Here is a 3700-nt window from a genome sequence, read left to right on the forward strand (position 1 = left end):
GGCCACGGCACGGCCCTGCGGATCACGCACAGGGACCAGCAGCCTCAGCGATGATCCCGATCCGCCGGACAGAGGCAACATGGTCCCGAGGCTCCCCGTGGTAACATAACGGCCCAGCTCGTCCACCAGCGGGACGTCGTCACGGACGATGACCGCATACGTCCCGTTCTCGTAGCGCGAGCGGAACGGCGCGTCCGTCACAGCCGTATCCTCCGTGGGAACCCAGCCGGATACGAGCCCCGTCTCCACGAATACCCACGCGCCATCGGCGGAGGTATGCACGACAAGCAACGGCATCCCCACCGGAAGCGTGGAGTACATGAACATATCGAAGGGATACCCTTCTCCGGCCTCGGCAGGGTTCCCGAACCGGGGCTTATGGGTGGGCGCTTCGCGCAGCACCGTAGGCCGCACGGTAATCGCCTTGTCGAACCGGGACGGGTATGCATCCCGAGCGGCGTTCGCCGTCAGCTTGTCCCAGTTCTCCTGCGTCCACGGCAGCAGGTTTTCCGCCCATCCCCGCGCCTTGCTCCGCTTCTTCTGGCCACCGAAAATGGCGAACGCCTCGGAGGCGGAAACAGAGGATCGTACAGCCTCCCACGGTCCAAAGAACAGGCTGTTGAACCGGGCGTCCTGCCGGGCCTGCTCCGCAGCCGACATGAGGGGCTTGTCCGGACTGCCCTGCCGGGCATAAACCAGCAGATCCTGCGGCAACCGCCGCAAATCCGCAATGCTCCCTTTCGGGCCTTCAAAGCTGCCGGACTCGACCGGAGGCAGACTCCCGCCCTTGCGTCCTCCGCCGCAGCCGCCGAGCGCAAGGGCGCAGCACAGCAATACGCCGAGCGCAATCAGACGAAGGCTTCTCCCTTTCACCGTTTTGGGGACAGAGACAACGCCCCGCCCCCCGAGCCTTTCATACGGCGGCACACCCCAAAAGCCCTTGCGGGCACCAGAAACCATCATGTGCGTTCACCCTCAGTTTGCGGACCGGCGGCCTCCGGGGCCGCCCCCAAACGTCGGGCCAGCCACGTATACCGCTTCTGCATCCGGTTGTTTTTAACGGCCATCGCCAAAGCGCGGGGCTCTCCTACCAGTACAACAAGACGCTTGCCCCGCGTCACCCCCGTATAGATGAGATTCCGCTGCAGCAACATATAGTGCTGCGTCATCAACGGAATGACGACGGCAGGATATTCCGAACCCTGTGATTTGTGAATGGAAATTGCGTAGGCCGCCACTATTTCGTCGAGTTCTTCCCAATCGTACCCGACATAACGGTCATCATACCGGACAACAAGGCATTTTTCCTGTACGTCCACACTGGAAACCCGCCCGATATCGCCGTTGTACACATCTTTCTCATAGTTGTTGCGGATCTGCATGACCTTGTCGCCGAGCCGATAGAACCGCTCTCCGCGCTGCAGGGCCTCCCCTTCGGGATTGAGCGCCTGCTGGAGCCGCAGGTTGAGGTTCGCCGCGCCCACGGTGCCCTTGTGCATGGGCGAAAGCACCTGGATTTCGTCGAAAGGATCAAGCTGGAAACGGCGGGGGATGTGGTTCTTGACCAAATCCACGATGATGTCCGCCGCGCGATCGGGATCGTCCTGCCGCATGAAATAGAAATCGGAAAGGCGATCCTTTGAGGATTCAAGGCGTGGCAGCTCGCCCCGGTTGATCAGGTGGGCGTTGCACACGATTTCGCTTTCCGCCGCCTGCCGGAACACCTCCACCAGCTCGACCACGGGCATGGCCCCGGAAGCGATGAGATCCCCGAGCACGTTGCCCGGCCCCACGGACGGGAGCTGATGCACATCGCCCACGAATACGATGGTCGCGCCGAGCGGGGCCGCCTTGAGCAGATGGTACGCCAGCATGGTGTCCATCATGGACGCCTCGTCCACCACAAGCAGCCCGCAGGCCAACGGGTTATCCTCGTTGCGGGCGAACCCGTCGTCCTTAGGCGTGTATTCGAGCAGGCGGTGGATCGTGCGGGCTTCCCGGCCGATGGCCTCGGACATGCGTTTCGCCGCCCGGCCCGTGGGCGCGGCCAGCAAAATCTTGGCCTTGTTTTCCGCAAAAACCTGAATGATCGCGTTCAGGATGGTGGTCTTGCCCGTACCGGGGCCGCCGGTCAGCACCATTACTTTGGACGTCGCCGATGTGCGCACGGCCTCAAGCTGTTCCTCGGCCAGCGTAATGCCGAGCCGGGACACGACTTTCTCCACCACCTCGTCGGCCTTGGGGAACCGCACCGACTTCGGCGAGGCGAGGATACGCCGCAGGTAATAGGCAATCTTCGATTCGTAATGATGGAACCGGGTCAGGTACACGCCGATCTCGTCGTCGAGTTCCTCCAGCACCACCCGTTCCTCACGGGCGAGGCAGTCCACGGCCTCCTCGACGAACTCTTCCGCGATGCCGAGCTGGGAACAGGTCTGTTCCACCAAGGCCCGGCGGGGATAATAGACGTGCCCGTCGTCGATCTGCTTCATCAGCGTGTACAGCGTGCCCGCCTGAATCCGCAAAGGGTGCTCGCTTTCAAAACCGAGCTTGGCCGCCAGCGCATCCGCCGTCAGGAAGCCGATGCCCCGGATGTCCATCGCCAGCCGGTAGGGGTTCTCCTGCACGATGGACAGCGCCTGCGGGCCGTAATGCTTATAGATACGGACGGCGAAGGACGCGCCGATATCGTGCGGCTGGAGGAACTGCACCAGATTGCGCACGCCCTGATGCTCGGTCCAGCACTCGACGATGGTCACCAGCTTCTTCTGGGTGATGCCGGAAATTTCCAGCAGGCGCTGCGGTTCTTCGTCGAAAATCCTGAGCGTGTCTTCGCCGAACGCCTTGACGATGCGCGCCGCGATGCTCTTGCCGATGCCCTTGATCAGCCCGGAGGCCAGATACAGCTTGATGCCCTCGGCGGTGGCGGGGAGCAGGCTTTCAAAGGAATCCATCTGCACCTGCCTGCCGAAGCGGGCGTTGTTCACCCACCGGCCCTTGATGCGCAGGGACGCGCCCGCCTGCGGGCTGCCCATATGCCCGACCACGGTGACGAGATCCACCTCGTCCTTGCCTTCCGGCCTGACCCGGAACACCGTGTAGCCGTTTTCCTCATTATGGAAGACCACACGCTCCAGCGTGCCCTGCAATTCCACCGTATCGTCGAGGGATGAAAGAGAAAGCTGCGTCATGCCCTACCCCATCCGCCGCTGCAGCAGCAGGGCGTCGGCCACGGTCAAGGCGGCCATCGCCTCAAGCACGGGATTGACGCGCGGAATGGCACAGATGTCGTGCCGTCCGCCCACACGCAAGGATACGGGGCTGCCTTCGGCGTTCACGCTTTGCTGTTCCTTGGCGATGGAGGGGATGGGTTTGATCGCCACGGTCATCACCAGCGGCTGGCCGGTCGAAATACCGCCGAGGATACCGCCGCAATGGTTGGTCGCGGGATTGCCCGGCGTCGATCCGGCCCCGGCCGGACGGTAGGCGTCGTTATTGAAGCTCCCCCGGCTGCGGGCCGCGGCGAAACCGTCGCCGATCTCCACGCCCTTGACCGCCCCTACGCTCATGAGCGCCTGCGCCAGCACGGCATCCAGCTTATCGAACACGGGTTCGCCCAGACCGGCGGGCACGCCGAGCACCTCCACCCGGACGATGCCGCCGAGCGTGTCGCCCTCGCCGCGTACGGTACGGACCAACG

The 3700-nt window shown here is 63.4% G+C and carries 3 protein-coding genes; all 3 read right to left on the minus strand.

Features of this window, described 5'->3' with window-relative positions; genetic code table 11:
* A partial coding sequence (locus HMPREF0178_RS21915) for an NlpC/P60 family N-terminal domain-containing protein (RefSeq protein ID WP_009379235.1) occupies positions 1-963 on the minus strand: 963 nt, incomplete at its 3' end.
* Positions 960-3191 (minus strand): ATP-dependent RecD-like DNA helicase, encoded by a 2232-nt coding sequence (locus HMPREF0178_RS03930; protein ID WP_009379236.1) that lies wholly within the window; start codon positions 3189-3191, stop codon positions 960-962. The genes HMPREF0178_RS03930 and HMPREF0178_RS21915, both read right to left, overlap by 4 nt.
* A gap of 3 nt (positions 3192-3194) precedes the next feature.
* Positions 3195-3700 (minus strand): chorismate synthase (locus HMPREF0178_RS03935; RefSeq protein WP_039958540.1); only part of this gene is annotated, 506 nt, incomplete at its 5' end.

Origin of the sequence: Bilophila sp. 4_1_30, from assembly GCF_000224655.1 — a bacterium.
Taxonomy (GTDB): domain Bacteria; phylum Desulfobacterota; class Desulfovibrionia; order Desulfovibrionales; family Desulfovibrionaceae; genus Bilophila; species Bilophila wadsworthia.